Below are 15,754 nucleotides of genomic sequence, written 5' to 3'. Positions count from 1 at the left end.
ACCTAGTGACAACTACCTTTTGAACAACATTGTTTAGCTAATGAAGGCTTATTGCTTAAGTTAATTGTTAGACGACTACGAGCATTACGCAACAAGATGAATAGAATTAAGTTAAAGATCACCACGGCAGCAATGGTTATGCCACTACTTTGCGGATGCTCACTGAAGGTTGCTACTTGATAGAATAGCGCAGCCAATGAATAAGCAATATTTAATCCCCAAAGAATAGAGAAGGTCATCCAGCCACGGCTTGTTTCACGAGCAATCGCACCCATTACTGAAACACAAGGTACATACAGTAAAACAAAGATTAAGTAGCTGTATGCGGCAATACCGGAGCCAAATTTAGCACCCATGGTTCCCATTGTACCGGTATCCATTTCACCATCACCTTTACTTGCTTCAATTGGATTAGAAAGTGCCGCTAGGGTAAAGGTCTCTTTTAAGCTATCCCATGTTTCACCAAAGGCATCACCAATTTCACCCCAGAGATCGAATTCTTCAGGATCAAAAGGCTCATTAACAATGCTTTCTGCGGTATAAAGGGTATTTAATGTTCCCACAACCACTTCTTTTGCCATCGCCCCTGTTACTAAACCTACCGTTGCTTGCCAGTTATCGTTATGAACACCAATAGGTTGCAATAATGGTGTGATCACTTTACTGACTGATGCCAATGCTGAGTCATTGATGTTGTCCGCAGGTTTACCTGAGAAGGTAAAGCTATTTAATGCACCAATAAACATACTGGCAATAATAATGACTTTACCAGCACGTACCACGAAACCTTTTAAGCGTTGCCAAGTTTGCATCAACAATGTTTTTAGGTGAGGAATATGATAAACCGGCAATTCCATCACGAAAGGTGATGCTTCACCACGCATAATGGTGTGTTTTAATAATAAACCAGTAAGGATCGCGACAACAATACCTAAAATATAAAGTGAGAAAACTACACTGGCGCCATTTTTACCAAAGAAAGCAGCGGCAAAAACAGCAAAGATAGCTAAGCGTGCACCACAAGACATAAACGGTGCCATTAATACTGTGATTAATCGTTCTCTTGGAGCATCAAGAGTACGCGCACCCATAATTGACGGTACGTTACAACCAAAGCCAACAATCAGCGGTACGAATGATTTACCAGGCAGACCCAAAGCCTGCATTAATCTATCCATAACAAATGCGGCACGAGCCATATAACCTGAATCTTCAAGAATAGATAAGAAGAGATACATCATCCCGATTTGTGGTACCAGTGGAAGAACAGTATTGATACCACCACCGACACCTTGCGCAAGGAAAATAGTTAACCATTCTGGGAAGTTAAAGGTTGCGCCAATCCATTGAATTCCATGAATAAAGATGGCTTCTGAGCCCCCTTCAAAAGCGGGTTGTAATGCACCACCGATGTTAATCGCCAAAACGAACATTAAATACATTACAAATAGGAAGATAGGCACACCTAACCAACGGTTTAATATCACTTTATCGATATTTTGTGTCAGGATATTTGGCTTAATGGACTCCATATTAATCACAGTATGACAGATACGCTCAATATTTTGATAACGGGCATCCGCAATGACTAATTCTGGTTCATTATTGTGTTCGTCTTGAATTCGTTGACGAATTGCTTTGATATCTTCGGTGGTAACTTGAGCACGTTGATGGGTATAAATATCCCCTTCTAAACACTGTAAGGCCATCCAACGGCGTTGCTGTAAATTAAACTCATCATGATTAATTTTTTCAGCGAGTGCTTCGACTTCATTAAGTAACCATATTGGGTAAGACGTTAGTAATTCTTGTGGTTTTTTCTTTTCAGCAGGGAAAGTATCAATCGCTTCTTTGAGCTTATCTATTCCTGATGCTTTGGTTGAAACCATAGGAATAACAGGGCAACCCAGTTGCTCAGACAATGCTTTGATATCAATTTGCATATCTTGGTGTTCTGCAATATCAAGCATGTTTAATGCCACAATGCAGGGAATACCTAACTCAAGCAGTTGTAATGTCAAATAGAGGTTACGTTCAAGGTTAGAGGCATCAACAACGTTAATCAGCATGTCCGCTTCATTACTTAAAATGAAATGACAGGCAATTTGTTCATCAAGCGATGTCTGTTCTGAGATTGTCGTTAAGGAGTAAGTGCCGGGTAAATCGACGAGCTCAATTTTATGATTTGCCGTTGTGAAACGACCTACTTTGCGTTCGACTGTCACACCTGCCCAGTTACCTACGCGCTGGCGAGAGCCTGTTAACTGATTAAAAAGTGTTGTTTTACCAGCATTGGGGTTGCCGATAAGGCCTATAGTGAGAGGAGTCATAATAGTGATGCCAATAGTTGTCTTGCCTGGTTGAATGAGAGATAACGATTATTTTTCGTTATGAACCACTTCGCTAAGGTTAATAAGTGCGAGATCTTTTTTTCTCAAAATGAGGGATACTCGGTGCGTTTCTATTTGAATAGGATCACCCAGTGGTGCGATACGAATAACGTTAAACACAGCGCCAGGCAACATACCTAAAGATAACAACTTCTGCCTGTATGCAGGGCTAATCTGAGGTGAGTAGCTCAAGATTTTATAACTGTGATTTGGGATCAGTGACATAAATCGTTCTTCCACGAATATTGATACAAAAAATAATGATACTGATAATTATTAACGTATATAAAAATTCACATAATAAGAGTCAGGGTAATTATAATAAATATTTTTAATGCTAATGAGAATTATAATTATCCTTATTGGGTATAATTTAGCCTACTCTACACTTATCCACACTTGATTTAAATCAACCAGAGAAAAGATATTGGGAGGAAATCAGACTGTTTTCTCTATCTGTTACTAGACAAAAACAAAATGTGAAGAGTTGAGATGTCAATGTAGCAACAAAATAACAATCAATTAATAATGTTAACTGATCACAAGGTAAAAGTAGATTTCACTGTAATTAAAAAGCGGGTTTCTCATTATTTTAAAATGAAAAACCCGAATAAGTCGTGTGAAATTGTCCGCTAATTAATGTGTTTGTTGATGGTTAAAAAGTTGATAAATATTGTTTGGGGTATAACTATTCTCTTCATAGGAAACTATCCAATCAGTAATTAAATCTATATTGATAGGGTAGATTTCACCTTCTTGCATCTCTTCAACATAAAATGGCACGTTGAGTAATTTAGCATAAATAGTGTCACCATCACGAGACTGTGGCACAAACCACATATGTTCTAGCTCTTTTTCTTCCTCTTCACCATAAGGAATACCAAACTTGATCATAAACTGCCAAGGGTTTTCAGTTTCTTCAGGTTTTTCTTTACCTAATAATTTCGAAAAAAATCCGTTCTTTTTTTCAATGGGTAGCTGGTTGTAGTTATCAAACATAGAAACAAAGTATTCCCAGCGTCGTTTGGCTTTTTCAGACATTTCATAGGTTTCTTCATTGCTACGCAGTAGCATCATCGCTTGCTGCTCTTCATAACCTTTAAAGAAGGTTTCTAGAACAGGATTTTCTTCATTGGTTCTAAATAGCATAGATGAAGGGTGTTGATGATATTCGTCACGATCGGCTAAATCACCCAAGAAAATGCCATTTGGTGCACCTTCAGTGTCATAACGCATCTCTTCTAAAGGTCTAAGGCTTTCGAGAGGTGTTGATTGATTGACATGGCGGATACCTTCTTCAAAAGGTAAGGCAACAAGATACTCTAAACCTGATGATGTTTGTCCACAAAGCATTGGTTCACCAAATTCGATTTGGCGATGATTAATACTGTTGTTAACAAAGCAACGGAAGAGATCGGGAATACCATAGTAAGATTCAAGCATACTTGGAATAACTAAATCGACTTCTGTTAAGCCACAGCGCGCGAGTCCATGAGTATGAAACCAAAACATTGTTGGCGGATCGTTTTCTGTGTCATAAACAGCATGAATGACGTATAGGCTTTCTACTTCGGGATAAAGATCCGGTGATTCTAATTGAAAGTGGATCCATTCTGGTGTTAAGGCTTTACCTGCAGCGGATTCATCTAATGCTAAGACTATTTCAGGGGCAATAATATTTAGAAAATTCAGTTGATGGCGATAACTTGCCAAAGGATGCAGTGCCTCAGTAAAGAGTGTTTCTAATAATAAATCTTGAGTTGTGGCATTTGCATGCGCTAATAATTGCGGGGTAAGTTCGTCTGTAGAATACATTGGACGTATTTCATAATCTTCATCGCGAGGGTAAAGACAGACAAAAAAATGCAATTCATTATCACCATGTTGGCAACGATAGAAAAAACCATCATCAATATTTTCACTCAGATAATTGATTTCACCATCAGTATAATCCGTCTGCTCTTCTAGGCGTTGCTCAATAAGCGCATAGTTTAGTGGCTGTGCAGGAAAAGCCACTATACGAGAGGGCACTTTTTCTCCTTGCCCGGCTGCGATATCTAAGTACTGCTGTCTGTTATCCATATTTCTTATCACTCGTATATTTATATTAAAGATAGAAAAATAGAATATCAGGGATGATAAGAGAGGAATAGGTGGAGTTATCTGAGCTTGATAGGTTTGTTTATGTCATCACAAGAAGAGGTGTTTTTAAACATAAATCAAATATGAAAAAAAACAGGTTATATATAAAAATAATGGATATCAATAAGTTATTGATATCCATTAGATGTAAGGCAATCAAGGCAAATGATTAGCCTTTTGATTATTTACCTTTCAGTAATTGCATGATGTCTTCAGTTTTTTCTTCATCGTCATCATCTTCAAACTCAATACCGAGTTCAACCATTAATTCGTCAATACGATCAAGGGTTTTCTCTGTATAAGCCTGCTCTTCGGCATTAAGTTTTTCACCATTTTCAAGACGAGACAGTAATTCATCTAAACGAGCATCGTTTTCTAACAAGTCTAATTCTTGTTCCGGCGTTAAACGAGCCGGCTCTGCTTTGACGGGCGCAGTTTTTTTCTTCGCCACTTTAGATGCATCACCCACAATCAGAGGGATTGGTTTTTTACTACCAATACGTGGATCTTTCGGTGCTGTATTTTTAGCTTGGTTTTTATTTTCCATTTCCTGCTGACGGTTACCAGCAGGATTGCCGCGATGTTTCTTTTGACGTTTGCGTTCACGTCCTTCCGCGTTCAGCTCTTCACGTGTTTTTTTACGTGTTTTTGCTGCAGGCTTTCTTTTAATCATATTCATAATGGTAACTCGGTAGTGATCTTCTTGGTTGCGCAATCTATCAGAAACAAATTTTCAATAAAAGCGCAAATTTAAGACAATTTAATTTTTGCTCACGTACAATGTGCGATTCATTTCACTATACTTTACTGTGTTGTGACATTCTTTAATGACAAAATTAAATTTATCAACTTAACTTTCTATTTATTATGACATTATCATCTGCGCAATTGCGTAAACCGGTATATTGGTGGGTTATTGGCTATGCGGCACTGTGGATCTTAGTCAGCTATCTTTTTGACCCTACGGTGCCTTATGATGCCGTAGAAGCGGTCAATTGGGGTACCAATGGAGGTTGGGGCTCCCCTAAAAATCCTTGGTTTGTTGGTTTTATAATGTCACCTGCTATTTATGGCGGTGTCGATTTTAGCTTTTATTGGTATTTTATCCACTTTATTGTGATTGCCATAGGGTTATTAGGTGTCTGGAATTTAGCTTATAAACTGACACGTAATACTAACCTTGCATGGTTTGCCATGTTAGGGCTTAATTTATCTGGCATTATTAACTTCGATATTATCCCTTATAACGATAACTATATTCTAGTCGGTTGCTGGGCTTGGGCTCTTTATTTTTTCCTCTGCGCAATCAATGACAATCAAAAATATTGGATTGGCTTTGCTATTGTTATGGGGATTGCCACAATGGGGAAATACTCATCACTAGCTTTTATGGGCTCTGTCTTTTTATTAAGCCTATTTGTGCCTAAAGTGCGAGTGAGCTATCGATCGCCTTATTTTTATTTGGCGATTGCGATTTGGTTTGCTTTTGTTATCCCTAATTTTATTTGGTTATGGCAAACCGACTTTGCCGCGTTTAAATGGGTCGATTCTCAAATAGAGAGCCGTTTTAACTTGCGTACGATGCGTGCTGCACTGACGGTTTTTTATCCTATTATCTTGATGTGGGCAATATTACGTCTTTATGGTGGGCGATTAAGTTGGTCTTCATCTCAAGATAGCCAATTACTGAATTTTATTTTGTTATTTCCATTAGCAATTATTTTTACTTGGTTTAGCTTTCATGAAGGTGGTCGTATTACGGAGTGGTTACAGCCATTTATGTCGATAGCGACTGCGCTGTTTGTGGGTTCAATCAGTGTCATGCCTAAGCGTTCATTGCGTGGTGTATTATACGGTTTAGGCGTGTTTGGCATGTTGGTTGTTTCTGGCTATACCGTCGTACAAGCAGCTAATGTGCGTAATGCGGGTCAAAAATTTATTGGTATCAAAACATTTGTGCAAGAGGTTGAACAAGCTTGGCATCAACATTATCACACACCGTTAGCGTATGTGGGTGGTGAATATATGCATGAATGGGTAACTTTTTATGGTAAAGATAGGCCTCTATCTTCACAGCCTTGGATATTAGAAGAAAATGTGCAACCACCTAATATCTATAATCGCCATATCACGCTTCAACAATTAGAAGAAAAAGGCGTCGTATTGATCAGCGAAGTGGGCTATTACTGTGAAAAAGCCTCTTTTGATAAAGGATTAAAATACTGGCCGAGTTTAAAAATAGTCGATACTCAAGAGATAATGTTCCGTTCTGAACCAAATGCTATTGCAGAGCCCATTTGTATTGCATTTGTGGCTCCAAGCACTCATAAGGAAAAGTAGAAATGCGTTACGCTGATATTCAGGTTGAAACACCAAGATTGATTTTACGTCCCTTTAAAATGGGCGATGCTGAAAATTGGTTTAATATTATGAGTTCACCTGAAGTCACTCGCTACTGGAGCCATCTTCCTTGGCAATCACTGCAAGAAGCGCAAGAAGATATCATTCAAGATATTACGCATATGGAAAGAAAAGAGTATCTGCGCTTAGCGGTGATAGACAAAGAGACAAATACATTAATGGGAATGTGTGTTTTCTTTAATCATTATCCTAGTTCTCGGCGAGGAGAAATCGGATATTGCCTTGATACAGTTTATCAGGGAAAAGGGATCATGAAGGAAGCCATGGTCGCATTTATTGATTATCTCCAGACGCATTTAGCGGTGCGTCGTTTAGAAGCGGATATTCATCCTAATAATAAAGCATCAGCTGCTTTATTAGCGAAGTTAGGTTTTGAACAGGAAGGATATCTTAAACAGCGTTGGATTGTGGGTGATGAGGTTTCTGATTCCATTATCTTTGGTTTGTTGTTGCCCACGAAAGTAGCGTAATTGCAGAAAATCGAAAGCACAAGTGGCATATAACACTTGTGCTTTTAACTACTTAGCCAAAAAATAGGCTTGATTTTTTAAACTTAAAGCTTGGTTTACTGCAAAAATATCACCACGTACTTCTGGAATACCAAAAGATTTTAATCGAGCGCTGTGTTTCTCTAAATAAGCTTGAGCATTCTCTTTTGAATCAAAAAGATAAATTCCACCCGCCTTTTGTGTTTCTTTATTTTCAGTCCAAATTTTCCAAATAAAACCAGGCTCTTGGTTAATCGATGAAGATAATGCATCCATAGCTTGTGTCATTTCATCACCAAAAGGGCCTTGATAAGGGAAATCGACTTGTAGAAGAACCTGCATGATCACCTCTTTTCTTATAAAAACGGCACTTATCTGTGCCGTTTTATTCGTTATTATGATTGCTCTGATTTATTGAATATTAAAATAAAGAATTTAAATCAATAACATGAGTATCAATCAGTAATATTTTTAAAATAAACATTAATGAAACAATCACAACACACAGATTAATTTCTTTCCAGCGGAAAGTCCCTATCTTCATAACACAATAAGCAATAAAGCCTAGTGCGATACCTTCTGTAATTGAGAAACTAAATGGCATCATGACTGCGGTGATAAAAGCCGGAACAGATTCTGTCAAATCATCCCATTTCACCCGCGTAAGACTGGATGTCATTAACACACCCACATAAATCAGTGCGCCTGCTGTCGCATAGCTTGGCACCATACCTGCCAGTGGTGATAAGAAGATAGCAAGTAAGAAAAGAATACCCACAACAACCGCAGTTAAACCTGTACGGCCACCGACAGAAACACCAGAAGTACTTTCGATAAAAGCAGTTACAGACGATGTACCCATTGCAGAGCCTGCAACAGAACTTAAGCTATCGACGTATAACGCTTGTTTCATGCGTGGGAATTTACCTTTGTCATCGGTTAAACCCGCTTTATCGGTCACACCAATTAAAGTGCCTGATGAGTCAAATAAGTTAACCAGCATAAAAGCAAAAATTACACCAGAAAGGCCGATATCTAAGGCGCCCATAATATCAACTTTACCAACAACAGTGGTAATAGACGGAGGCAGAGAGAAAATACCTTGGTAGGTAACATCGCCTAATAATAGGCCAATTACTGTGGTGATAACGATAGAAATAAGAATAGCAGCGTGAATATTACGAGCTGCAAGAATGGCAATAATAAAAAAGCCTAATGCACCTAATAACACGTTATGAGAGGCAAAATTACCAATAGTAACGATGGTATCGTTGTTAGGAATAATAATACCGGAGTTTTTTAAGCCCATCATGGCGATAAAAAGGCCGATACCGCTAGTAATACCCACTCGTAAACTTAGCGGAATATGAGCTATGATCCAGTAACGAATACGAAAGAGAGTCAGTAAAAATAGACCTACAGCACCCCAGAAAATCGCACCCATAGCGACTTCCCATGAATAACCCATTGCACCAACAACCACAAAGGCAAAGAAGGCGTTAAGGCCCATAGCGGGTGCAACTGCTATCGGTAAATTTGCTACTAATCCCATTAAAATACTGCCAAAAGCCGCAATTAAGCAGGTTGTCACGAAGACGGCTTTGATATCCATATTGGCAGCTGCAAGGATTTGAGGGTTAACGAAGATAATATAAACCATCGTTAAGAAAGTCGTGATACCCGCAATCAGTTCGGTGCGAGCGGTTGTGCCGTGTTCTTGTAGCTTAAACAGGCGTTGGAGCAAACCCTGTGAACCAGAATTTGGTGATGACATGCTCATAGACAAAAGATCCCAAAAAAAATGTTTTTCGCTTTATCCTACACAAATAAAACAATAACTGCACCTAAAAAAGTAATCGATTGCGCAGGGGGGAAATCTAAAGCTTAAAAATACATTGAGATCCTTTAAGAGTTAAACTGGATAAATGTAAGGAGGCTAATAATGGTCTCGACATGATGCAATTTCTATAGCGAAATCAGTTATACGGTAGATGAGGCGATGTTCATCAGTGATCCGTCTTGACCAAAAACCTGCTAAATTATGTTTCAAGGACTCTGGTTTATCTATTCCGCTAAACGGTGTTCTTTTAATATCTGTTATGAGTTCGTTAATGCGTTTTATTATTTTCTATTATTTAAAGAAGGCTAAATATTTTTAGCCTTCTTTGCATTAACCTAAACTCTTCTCAACAAACTGTCTCTTTTTTATCGGCAACACCATTTGCCAAAAAGGGCGCTTTTCTTTTTGTGTGGAAAATAATTTCGCAATTCTATTGGCAATAACTTCTAATGAGAAACAGAGAACAAAATAGATAAATGCAACGAACAGAAAGACTTCCATTGGGTAAACCATGCTACGGTTATTGACTTGTGTCGCTAAAAACGAAAGTTCACCTACACCCACTACATAAGCTAATGAAGTATCTTTAATTAAGGCTATCCATTGATTAATAAATGAAGGCACCATCATGCGTAATGCTTGTGGTAAGACGATATACCACAACACTTGCCAGCGATTAAAACCTAACGATAACCCTGCTTGCCATTGTCCTTTCCCTATCGCTAAAATACCTGCTTTAACGCCATGCGCAATATAAGACGATGTAATTAAAGCCAATGCACAAATAACGGTGGTGATTTCAGGTATTTCCATACCCAATACAACGGGCAATAAAAAATAGACCCAAAATATCAACATAATGACAGGAATAGCGCGGAAAAAACCTAAAAAAGCCGCGAAAAGGTTAACCCAGATACCTCTGAGCATAGCCAAAGCAATGCCACCTAATGTACCCAAAATAATGGATGCAATACCGGCAATGATACTGATAAAGACGGTCAGTGCTGCACCTTCTAAAGGCCCATCAGGATAAGCACCAAAGAGTAAGTACTGCCAATTGTCAGCAATAACAGTAAAGTCCATTTTAATATCCTTGTGCTAATTTACGTTGTTGATGCCATTGTCCCCAAGCTTCCATTAATGCTATTGCTGCAATATAGAGAACCGTTGCAACACCAAAGGCCTCAAAGGTGCGTAAAGACTCGGTTTCAACTTGCCTTGATGCATAAGAAAGCTCTGCAACACCGATAGCCATAGTTAGTGACGAGTTTTTTATCACATTCATGTATTGACCCAGTAAGGGGGGAAGAGCAATACGAAAGGCTTGAGGCAAAATCACATAACGCATAGATTGCCACTGCGTTAAACCTAATGCCAACGAAGCATATTTTTGCCCTTGTTTAACACCTTGAATACCTGCTCTTAGCTCTTCGGCAATAAATGGTGTTGAGTAAAATGTCAGACCCACAATACCCGCTAAAAACTCAAAAGAAGGCCAAGAAAGTGTTACGCCTAAGAATGTAATCTCATGAGGCGTGTTTAACCATATCATGGCGCTTTGTGGCAGAATTTCTCCAGATGCGAAATACCAAAAAAATAGTTGTACTAACAGTGGAGTATTACGAAATAGCGATGTATAAGCCGCTGCTAACCAGCGTAATGGTGAAAAAGTGCTATCTCTTGCAGCACTAAGGGCAAAGCTCATTAATGTTGCAATGACAATAGTCCAAAAAGAGATAAGCAAAGTAATTAGAAATCCCTTCCATAGCCAGCTTAAATAGTGTGGTTCAAGAAGGTAATGTGATAGAAATTGCTCAAACATATAATAGGCCTATTGTAGACACCAAACCCCGCAAAAGCGGGGTAGGTATTTTAGTAAAGGAATAACTTTATTTTGATGAAAGAAGAAAGTTATTACGCTTTAAAGATCAAGATTGTGGTGTTTGCTCTGATAGTGGGGCAAATTTAAAATCACCACGAGGTTGAGCTGATTTTGTTTCAGGGCCAAACCAACGATTGTAGATCTCGTCTGCTTTACCTTCTTTTTCCAATCTTAATAGGGTGTTATTGATTTCGTTAATTAAACGCTCTTCACCTTTAGCTGCTGCAACTGCTTGGTATTCACGGGTGATACTAAATGATGACACTTCAAAATCTGCTTTTATGGCATCAGGAAGATTTGCTAATAAACCGACTAATTTTGCATCATCTTGTGTGATAGCTTGTACGTTACCATTACGCAATGCGGCGAAAGCCAGTGGTGTATCGTCATAAGAAATAACTTTGGTATCAGGATAACGTTCACGTAGCGTAATTTCTTGAACGGTGCCTTTATCTGCACCAATACGAAGTGAGTGGATTTGTTCAGGATTAGTTAAAACTCCTTTACGTGCAATAAATTTTTGTCCAGTCGCAAAGTAAGGAACAGAGAAGTCAACTTGCTTAGCGCGTTCATCGGTAATGGTGAAGTTGGCTGCAATTAAATCGACTTTTTTAGAGCTTAACAGTGGAATACGGTTTGCTGGGTTTGTAGGACGTAGCTCCAGTTTTACACCTAAATCTTTGGCGATCTCATTAGCGATATCTGCATCATAACCTGCGAGTTTTTTGGTTTGAGGATCAATAAATCCAAAAGGAGGATTGCTATCAAAAATCGCGATACGTACTACACCTGCTTTTTTTATATCATCAAGTTTATCTGCTTTTGCAATACCAGAGAAAAGCACAGAGCCTGCAATTAATGCGGTTGCCAAAACACGTAGTTTCATTATTCACCCCAAAGAAAAGAATTATCATCGTTATGTTGGATATCACGCTATCAAGTTGTTCTAAGTTCATAAAATAATAAAAATTGATATGGATATGCTTTTAAGGAATAAGATGAGAAAAAGTGTTGAGCTAGCACGGTATGAATTTATGAAGGAATAAAAAAACAGCGACATAATTATCGCTGTTTGTAAGAGAAAAATAAGAGAGAAATTTATTTAGTGGTATTGTTGCCATCACCTTTTGTTAGCATTTTTTCTACTTGGTCGCCCCCTAAATGGCGGAAATCATGACCTTTTACGTAATAGAAAATAAACTCACAGATATTCTGACAACGGTCGCCAATACGCTCAATAGAACGCGCACAAAATAAGGCGGTTAGCACACTAGGAATGGTGCGAGGATCTTCCATCATGTAAGTCATTAATTGACGAACGATACCTTCATATTCGTTATCAATTTTGGCGTCTTCACGATAAATGCGTACCGCTTCATTTAAATCCATACGTGCAAACGCATCAAGAACATCATGAAGCATTTGTATCGCATGTTGACCTAAAGATTCTAAACTGACTAATAATGGCTGATGCTGGTGTGAAAACTTTTCAAGTGCTGTTTTACAGATTTTTTCAGCGACATCACCAATACGTTCTAGCTCAGCGATTGTTTTTGATATCGCCATTATTAAACGTAAGTCACTTGCTGTTGGCTGACGTTTAGCAATAATTCGCATACATGCATCATCAATGGCGACTTCCATCATATTGACGTTATGGTCACCTTGAATAACTTCATTGGCTAATGCTTGGTCTTGGTTATGCATTGCCATAATGGCTTTTTTCAGTTGCTCTTCAACAAGCCCACCCATAACCATCAGCTCAGTACGGATATGTTCTAACTCAGCATTGAATTGACCAGAAATATGCTTATTGTGATTTAAATTATCCATTAATTGCCTCGTTATCAGCCATAACGCCCAGTGATGTAATCTTCAGTTTGTTTTTTTGCAGGACGCGTAAATAACGTATCCGTATCGCTAAACTCAATTAATTCGCCTAAATACATAAATGCAGTGTGATCAGAACAACGTGCGGCTTGTTGCATGTTATGCGTCACGATAACCACGGTATATTCTGATTTGAGTTCACTGATAAGCTCTTCAATACGACCCGTAGAAATTGGGTCAAGTGCTGAGCAAGGTTCATCAAGCAATAATACTTCCGGGCGAATAGCAATACCGCGTGCAATACATAAACGCTGTTGCTGACCGCCTGATAAACTATATCCACTTTGATGTAATTTATCTTTGGTTTCGTTCCATAATGCGGCTTTTGTCAAAGCCCATTGAACGCGCTCATCCATATCGGCACGAGATAACTTTTCGAATAAGCGTACACCAAAAGCGATATTGTCATAAATTGACATCGGAAATGGGGTTGGTTTTTGGAACACCATACCGACTTTGGCACGTAATAGCGCGATATCTTGCTTATCAGTCAAGATGTTGTTGCCATCTAGCAGAATTTCGCCTTCTGCACGCTGTTCGCCATAAAGCTCATACATTTTATTAAAAGTACGCAGTAAGGTGGATTTACCACAGCCAGAAGGTCCGATAAAGGCGGTCACCTTATTTTTGGCAATATCTAAAGAGATATTTTTCAGCGCATGAAATTTACCGTAATAGAAGTTCAAATCACGAACTTGGATTTTATTTCCTGCGTTATCATTAGCCATAATCATTCAACGTTCTCTCTTGCTTAACTTTCTGCGTTAACCGTGCTTGCGTTTAGCAAACAGCACGCGCGCGATAATATTGATAAATAGAACACAGAGGGTGATAAGTAATACGCCAGCCCAGGCAAGTTCTTGCCACTGTGCAAAAGGACTCATGGCGAACTTAAAGATAGTCACAGGTAAGTTAGCTATCGGTTCGTTTAAGTCTGTGCTCCAGAATTGGTTGGATAGTGAAGTAAATAACAGTGGTGCAGTTTCACCCGCAATACGTGCAATCGCTAATAACACACCTGTAATGATGCCTGATACCGAGGCTTTTAAGGTGATTTTAGAGATCATCTTCCACTTTGGTGTTCCTAATGCATAAGCAGCTTCGCGTAAGCTATCAGGCACTAACTTCAACATATTTTCAGTGGTACGAATAACGATAGGAATTTGCAGTAAGGCAAGTGCAATAATACCAGCCCATCCTGAAAAGTGTTGCATCTGTGCGACCACAATGGTGTAGACAAAGAGTCCGACAACGATAGACGGTGCTGACAGCAAAATATCGTTAATAAAGCGAGTGGTTTCAGCAAGCCATGAGCGACGACCATATTCCGCAAGATAAATCCCCGCAAGAATACCTAATGGTGTACCAATCACTGTGGCCCAAAGGATGAGTAATCCACTACCGACAATGGCATTTGCCAATCCACCCCCATCAGTATTTGGCGGCGGTGTCATTTCAGTGAAAAGTGCAAGGGACATGCCATCAACGCCTTTTGTGATTGTCGAGAATAAAATCCACGTTAACCAGAAAAGACCAAATGCCATAGTAGAGACAGATAAAAACAGTGCGATACGATTTTTTTGACGACGCCAAAGTTGGCGTTTATGACGTACTCGCAGTTCGCTCTCTGTTTGAACTTGTAATGAAGAAGAGGATGTTTTAGACATATTAACGTGCTCCTTCATTCTTAGATAAACGTAATGTCATAAACTTAGAAATCGCAAGTACGATAAAGGTGATGACAAACAGAATAAGTCCTAATTCCATTAATGCCGCAGTGTGTAATCCCGTTTCTGCTTCGGCAAACTCATTGGCTAATGCAGACGTAATACTGTTACCTGGCATAAATAGCGAGGCGGAGTCTAACTGGTAGGTATTACCGATGATAAAGGTCACCGCCATGGTTTCACCTAAGGCACGGCCTAATCCCAACATAACGCCACCAATGACACCGTTACGGGTATAAGGTAGAACGATATTCCAAATCACTTCCCATGTTGTACAGCCAATACCGTAGGCTGATTCTTTCATCATGACAGGTGTCTGTTCAAACACATCACGCATCACAGAAGCGATATAAGGAATGATCATGATAGCGAGGATCACACCCGCAGCTAAGATACCAATACCAAAAGCCGGGCCTGAGAAAAGCTCACCAACAATAGGGATGGATGAAAGCACATTACCGACAGGTTCTTGGAAATAGGTTGCAAACAGCGGTGCGAAGACAAACAGTCCCCACATACCATAAACAATACTTGGGATAGCCGCGAGTAACTCAATCGCAATGCCTAATGGGCGTTTTAGCCAATTAGGTGCTAATTCAGTTAGGAAAAGGGCAATACCAAAGCTGACAGGAACAGCAATAACCAGTGCGATGATTGACGTTACAATGGTGCCGTAAATAGGTACTAATGCACCAAACTCCTGTGCAGGTGGATCCCACTCTTTTGTCCATAAAAATGAAAGGCCAAATTGCTGAATACTTGGCCATGAGGCAAAAATCAGCGAAACAATGATACCTGTTAAAAGCAAAAGCGTAATCAACGCAGCTAGGCGGACTAGTGCGCTGAAAATAACGTCCCCTCGTTTACTAGGGGCCTTTATTACCGTTGTGTGCTCGGCCATAAAGCCTCTTTTAATTTATTACCCCCTGTTAGCAGGGGGTGAACGTTAACTTATCTCTTAATGGTTACCGGTT

The 15,754-nt window shown here is 39.2% G+C and carries 15 protein-coding genes and 1 pseudogene; 2 read left to right on the top strand and 14 right to left on the bottom strand.

Annotated elements, in window-relative coordinates; genetic code table 11:
- Nucleotides 1-2: 2 nt before the first annotated feature.
- The 4 genes from feoB to yihI all read right to left on the bottom strand — a co-directional run bounded on the left by feoB (nt 3) and on the right by yihI (nt 5,211).
- Nucleotides 3-2,330, bottom strand: coding sequence for a Fe(2+) transporter permease subunit FeoB (feoB, locus tag JEP40_RS08695; protein WP_198623228.1), 2,328 nt, complete (start codon nt 2,328-2,330; stop codon nt 3-5).
- Nucleotides 2,331-2,378: 48 nt separating this feature from the next.
- Entirely contained in the window at nt 2,379-2,615 is a 237-nt protein-coding gene (gene feoA, locus JEP40_RS08690; RefSeq protein WP_036914344.1) for a ferrous iron transporter A, read from the bottom strand.
- 411 nt (nt 2,616-3,026) lie between these two features.
- Entirely contained in the window at nt 3,027-4,472 is a 1,446-nt protein-coding gene (locus tag JEP40_RS08685) for a DUF4026 domain-containing protein (RefSeq protein ID WP_198623227.1), read from the bottom strand.
- Between the two features lie 241 nt (nt 4,473-4,713).
- A complete protein-coding gene (gene yihI, locus JEP40_RS08680; RefSeq protein WP_198623226.1) occupies nt 4,714-5,211 on the bottom strand; it encodes a Der GTPase-activating protein YihI in 498 nt (165 codons plus the stop codon).
- Between the two features lie 188 nt (nt 5,212-5,399).
- Here yihI and JEP40_RS08675 point away from each other — a divergent pair, with 188 nt between their 5' ends.
- Together JEP40_RS08675 and JEP40_RS08670 are read left to right on the top strand one after the other, a co-directional pair.
- Entirely contained in the window at nt 5,400-6,872 is a 1,473-nt protein-coding gene (locus JEP40_RS08675; RefSeq protein WP_198623225.1) for a glycosyltransferase family 39 protein, read from the top strand.
- A gap of 2 nt (nt 6,873-6,874) precedes the next feature.
- Nucleotides 6,875-7,423: a GNAT family N-acetyltransferase gene (locus JEP40_RS08670; protein ID WP_198623224.1), complete on the top strand. Its 549-nt coding sequence runs from the start codon at nt 6,875-6,877 to the stop codon at nt 7,421-7,423.
- Nucleotides 7,424-7,471: 48 nt separating this feature from the next.
- Here JEP40_RS08670 and JEP40_RS08665 read toward each other — a convergent pair whose 3' ends face one another.
- The 10 genes and pseudogenes from JEP40_RS08665 to pstC all read right to left on the bottom strand — a co-directional run bounded on the left by JEP40_RS08665 (nt 7,472) and on the right by pstC (nt 15,681).
- Nucleotides 7,472-7,783: a monooxygenase gene (locus JEP40_RS08665; protein WP_198623223.1), complete on the bottom strand. Its 312-nt coding sequence runs from the start codon at nt 7,781-7,783 to the stop codon at nt 7,472-7,474.
- A 79-nt stretch (nt 7,784-7,862) separates the two neighbouring features.
- Nucleotides 7,863-9,221, bottom strand: a complete 1,359-nt coding sequence (locus tag JEP40_RS08660) for an NCS2 family permease (protein WP_198623222.1) — start codon at nt 9,219-9,221, stop codon at nt 7,863-7,865.
- Between the two features lie 156 nt (nt 9,222-9,377).
- Nucleotides 9,378-9,569 (bottom strand): annotated as a pseudogene (locus tag JEP40_RS08655) (Txe/YoeB family addiction module toxin); the annotation flags it as partial.
- A 42-nt stretch (nt 9,570-9,611) separates the two neighbouring features.
- Nucleotides 9,612-10,364 (bottom strand): amino acid ABC transporter permease, encoded by a 753-nt coding sequence (locus JEP40_RS08650; protein WP_198623221.1) that lies wholly within the window; start codon nt 10,362-10,364, stop codon nt 9,612-9,614.
- 1 nt (nt 10,365) lies between these two features.
- Nucleotides 10,366-11,103 (bottom strand): amino acid ABC transporter permease, encoded by a 738-nt coding sequence (locus tag JEP40_RS08645; RefSeq protein ID WP_198623220.1) that lies wholly within the window; start codon nt 11,101-11,103, stop codon nt 10,366-10,368.
- Nucleotides 11,104-11,209: 106 nt separating this feature from the next.
- The gene (locus tag JEP40_RS08640; protein WP_036933789.1) at nt 11,210-12,049 is read right to left on the bottom strand and encodes an ABC transporter substrate-binding protein; all 840 of its coding nucleotides are present in this window, start codon (nt 12,047-12,049) and stop codon (nt 11,210-11,212) included.
- Between the two features lie 212 nt (nt 12,050-12,261).
- Nucleotides 12,262-12,996, bottom strand: coding sequence for a phosphate signaling complex protein PhoU (gene phoU, locus JEP40_RS08635; RefSeq protein ID WP_198623219.1), 735 nt, complete (start codon nt 12,994-12,996; stop codon nt 12,262-12,264).
- A 14-nt stretch (nt 12,997-13,010) separates the two neighbouring features.
- Entirely contained in the window at nt 13,011-13,787 is a 777-nt protein-coding gene (gene pstB / locus JEP40_RS08630; RefSeq protein WP_088494316.1) for a phosphate ABC transporter ATP-binding protein PstB, read from the bottom strand.
- Nucleotides 13,788-13,817: 30 nt separating this feature from the next.
- Nucleotides 13,818-14,720 (bottom strand): phosphate ABC transporter permease PstA, encoded by a 903-nt coding sequence (gene pstA, locus JEP40_RS08625; protein ID WP_198623218.1) that lies wholly within the window; start codon nt 14,718-14,720, stop codon nt 13,818-13,820.
- A 1-nt stretch (nt 14,721) separates the two neighbouring features.
- Nucleotides 14,722-15,681 carry a phosphate ABC transporter permease PstC gene (pstC, locus tag JEP40_RS08620; RefSeq protein WP_098941662.1) on the bottom strand — a complete coding sequence of 320 codons (960 nt, stop codon included), beginning with the start codon at nt 15,679-15,681 and terminating at the stop codon, nt 14,722-14,724.
- Nucleotides 15,682-15,754 lie beyond the last annotated feature (73 nt).

This window comes from Proteus vulgaris (assembly GCF_016239305.1).
Lineage (GTDB): Bacteria > Pseudomonadota > Gammaproteobacteria > Enterobacterales > Enterobacteriaceae > Proteus > Proteus vulgaris_C.
This window is presented reverse-complemented; position numbering and strand designations above follow the sequence as displayed.